The following is a 3,242-nucleotide window of genomic DNA, read 5'->3' as shown; positions in this document are numbered from 1 at the left end:
CAACGTTTGGAGGAAAACAACATTGGGGTATTGCCTAAAATGCGGGGGGAGGAACTACTAGGCTTTACCTACATCCATAATGATGTGAAAATCGCTGGTTATCAAGTATACAAACCCTATAGTTGGAACAAACTGCGGTCTGAATATGGAATAACATACGACCAAGAGAAAGATAAGGAAGTAATTCAACAAGCTAAAGCCAGAGCAATTAACCGCATAAATACTAATGGCACAAGTAAAAATAAGTCTTTTTATACCGATAAAGCTACTAGCAGCAGTACAAGTGATAGTAATGGCGATATCGATAGTAACTCCAAAATACTTGCTAGTACGAAAGTACTCAATAGTAATTATCCAGATCAAATTTCGGTAATACAACCAAGATTAGAAGATAAACCCACGTCGAAAGCAAATAAGGTTAAGAAAAAAGTACAGCCGCATCTGAAGGAGCAACACCCAGAACAGGATATTTCAGAAGAAAACCGTCTATCCACTGCTCAACAAATCCTGCAAGAGCAATCTTCCCCTACTCCCCCTTTTCCTAACCTTCTCCCTTCTAACCTCAAATATCTGCCTTCTACAATCACTGACTATATGCTTGTTACCAATAATTTCCGTATCAAGGGACGGGAATTGAGTGCCAGCTTAGATGCCAATATTCTGACTGTTTACCGTCATGGGGATAATACTCCTGTGATGCAAACCTGCTATAGTCAGGGAAACTGGTACGAAGAGATACCAACTCGACTAACAACAAACGAAATCGAGCAGATTGAAAGCTTGCGTGTCTTTACCCAACAAGCGTTAATGAATAAATTGCGATCGCAAAGAGGCATTGAGCAATAGTAAATCTGTTGGTAGAGAAAACTTAATCCACAGTGCCTCTATGACTGTGGGTAAAAAGCTGTTGGGAATTACTATCGTCTTTACGAAGTGTTCAAATTTGAATACTTCGTACAAACGATATCCTACTCAGGTGAAAAAATCCTAATATCGTTTATCTCTGTGGGTTTGCACATAACCCCATAGGAAATAACTCTACCTTGTTCTAGCTATATTAAATTATAAAAGTAACTAGAACTAAAGGATATAAGCTATGCCTAAGAAAAAATGCGGACTTGGATTTGACTGTGCCAGTATGATGCAATACCCAGGCATAGACTCTGGCGACTGCTTAAATTACAAAACCTGTGGGAGTGCGGTTCAACTAAGCCCCGATGAAGAACTCGAACTTGTTCGTATTCGGGAAGAACAAATGCGCCAGTATCAAGAACAAATTCGCCTGACCCGTCGTTCTGCCGCTATCATGATGCTGATGAGGCGCGGTTGCCCACAATCACCAGAATCGTTAAGTGTTATCCCGGCCATTGAGGCGATCGCCACCACATTGGATAATATTCGTACTGGACTTACCAACTTCGACGGACAGTACATCGCGCCACCTGGTTGCGAACTCCACATCTACAATGTCAAACGGCCGAGTGGTACGTACTCGTACTATAAATTAACCGCCGAAAACGCAATGTTTGCACCTTCAGAGAAAGAACAAGAAGTACGGGTAATTCATCTCAGCCATCAGCATGATGCGCGGTATATAGAAGCACAACTTGGTATCGAACGGCGGAACAAGTTAACCCAAGTGCGAACACTGCTTCACAACGCAAGCACATTGCTTGAGGAAGCAACACGCCTACTCGAACAAACCACAGATATGAACAGTCCAAATGCTACAGTTGAAGTTTTCAACAGTGATGAAATTATACCCATCGACTCATAAAACCAGCAAAAAGGGAAAATTTACTTCATTACTGCCACAAAATATAGATACTGAAATACAGGATTATCTTATCTGTAAAGCTGCTTTATCTACCAGTACGCTGTGACGGTTACGATCGAATCGCTCTGATAGGTATGCCAACAGGCTAAAAACCGACTAGGGAGAAATGAAAAATGACCATAAGTTTTAGAGAATGGCTCAAACAATTTAAAAATCAAGATGCACCCTTTGGTGATTTATGGAGTGATGCGACATCGACTAAAAGAGGAAGATTTCAAGATAAGATTTCAGACTCTTGGCAGGGTGACACTATAGAAAGCTTGATAGAGTTTATGGTTAAAAACGAAGCATCATATCAATCTCATAGTGTTCTTAATGAAGCTAATGAGGCGTATCATAATTATTTAGGTTTAGAACCTATAAAATCATCTAAATTGGAAGAGTTAGAGAACCAACTTAAACTAAATATTACGCAGAACGTCTACAACACTATACAAAATTATGTATTTTATATAGGAATCCTACTTGAATCTTGCTCAGTATACTGAGAAGTCAAGCTTTGTATCTCAAGCCACTTTGTTCTAGTTACTTTAAATAAAAATAATAGCTAGAACAAAGGATAGATCCAAATTGAAAAACTACAGAAGGGTAAAAAATTATGCAGACATAAAATTATCAAGCTGCTGCCATACTAATTTAGCTTTCTCTATCAAACTACAAACATCAGCACAATGGCAAACATTAAGAATGTTACTACTGATTTAGCATTAACCAAGAAGTAATTGAGAAGTTTGTATATTTTCTTCATACTTAAATTTTGAGATCACGCCGAATACGTCTTCAGGAGCCATGTCCTAAGTAATAATCATATTCCTATGTATTAAAAATTATATCTATTTTGCAAATAGAAATTAGAAAATTGTTTAATAAATTACCAATATAGAGAAAGTAAAATCAAACTCTAAGGGTATTTTAGTGCCAAAAAGTAAAAATTTATATTTAAATTTATAAGTTTAATTGTTTATATATGACAATTCAAGCTAAACATTTTGACACTAGGTTAAATCAGTGGATTCATACAGATGGTAATACGGTTAATCCAGATTCACTGTTAAAAGAAGAACTTAATAATACCCTAATAGAACATTTCTTTCCTGGGGTTAACTTTTCGTTCGGGCATATGGACGAAAAGTCTACTGTGGAACAATTAATTAATCATCCTGAAGGTCACAAATTATTATTATCATCAAAAACACGGTTGTTATATGGGCCGGAAGAATGTCTAGATAGAATTAAACAATTATGCCCTGATAACAAAGATAGAGGTGCTTACGGATCTATTTTTCTCGGTTCGTGTAAAAATAGCGTCAATAAAGAGTTAAATATTCTAATTGTTGATGACAGTAATGGTGAAAATGGTGGCGTTATTAGTAACGACCAGGCGATCGGCTAACAGGAGACTGTT

The 3,242-nt window shown here is 37.4% G+C and carries 2 protein-coding genes and 2 pseudogenes; all 4 read left to right on the top strand.

Annotation, left to right across the window (positions count from 1 at the left end; translation table 11 throughout):
• Window positions 1–846: pseudogene (locus LC574_RS32700) on the top strand (hypothetical protein); the annotation flags it as partial.
• 250 nt (window positions 847–1,096) lie between these two features.
• A complete protein-coding gene (locus LC574_RS32695) occupies window positions 1,097–1,777 on the top strand; it encodes a hypothetical protein (RefSeq protein WP_229457746.1) in 681 nt (226 codons plus the stop codon).
• A 173-nt stretch (window positions 1,778–1,950) separates the two neighbouring features.
• Window positions 1,951–2,325, top strand: a complete 375-nt coding sequence (locus LC574_RS32690; protein WP_229457745.1) for a hypothetical protein — start codon at window positions 1,951–1,953, stop codon at window positions 2,323–2,325.
• A gap of 479 nt (window positions 2,326–2,804) precedes the next feature.
• Window positions 2,805–3,242, top strand: a pseudogene (locus tag LC574_RS32685) (hypothetical protein); the annotation flags it as partial.

The sequence above is a fragment of the Nostoc sp. CHAB 5715 genome (assembly GCF_020829685.1).
Lineage (GTDB): Bacteria > Cyanobacteriota > Cyanobacteriia > Cyanobacteriales > Nostocaceae > Nostoc.
The sequence above is the reverse complement of the archived record's forward strand: the minus strand, read 5'-3'. Positions and strand labels throughout refer to the sequence as shown.